Source organism: Streptomyces sp. WM6372 (assembly GCF_001279655.1).
In the GTDB taxonomy this organism is placed as follows: Bacteria; Actinomycetota; Actinomycetes; order Streptomycetales; family Streptomycetaceae; genus Streptomyces.
The window spans coordinates 1-331 of record NZ_LGDB01000130.1 but is presented as its reverse complement, the minus strand read 5'-3'; the positions used below and the strand labels follow the sequence as shown (position 1 = coordinate 331).

The following is a 331-nucleotide window of genomic DNA, read 5'->3' as shown; positions in this document are numbered from 1 at the left end:
CCTCGATCCGGCGGGCACGGTCCTGATCACGGGCGGCACCGGCGGTATCGGTGCGCACCTGGCCCGGCACCTGGTCACCGAGCACGGCGCCCGCCACCTGGTCCTGACCAGCCGGCGCGGCCCCGACGCGGAGGGCGCGGCCGAACTGGCCGCCGAGCTCTCCGAGTCGGGCGCCGAGGTGACGATCACGGCGTGCGACGTGGCCGACCCGGCCAACATCACCGCCCTCCTGGCCTCGATCCCGGCCGAGCACCCGCTGACCGGCATCGTCCACGCCGCGGGCACCGGCGACAACGGCCTCATCGCCACCATGGACCCGGAACGCCTCGAC

1 protein-coding gene is annotated in these 331 nt (G+C 75.5%); it reads left to right on the top strand.

Going from position 1 to position 331, the window contains the following annotated elements; translation table 11 throughout:
* The coding region (locus ADK52_RS11805; protein WP_159045908.1) for an SDR family NAD(P)-dependent oxidoreductase at positions 1-331 on the top strand (331 nt) is incomplete at both ends.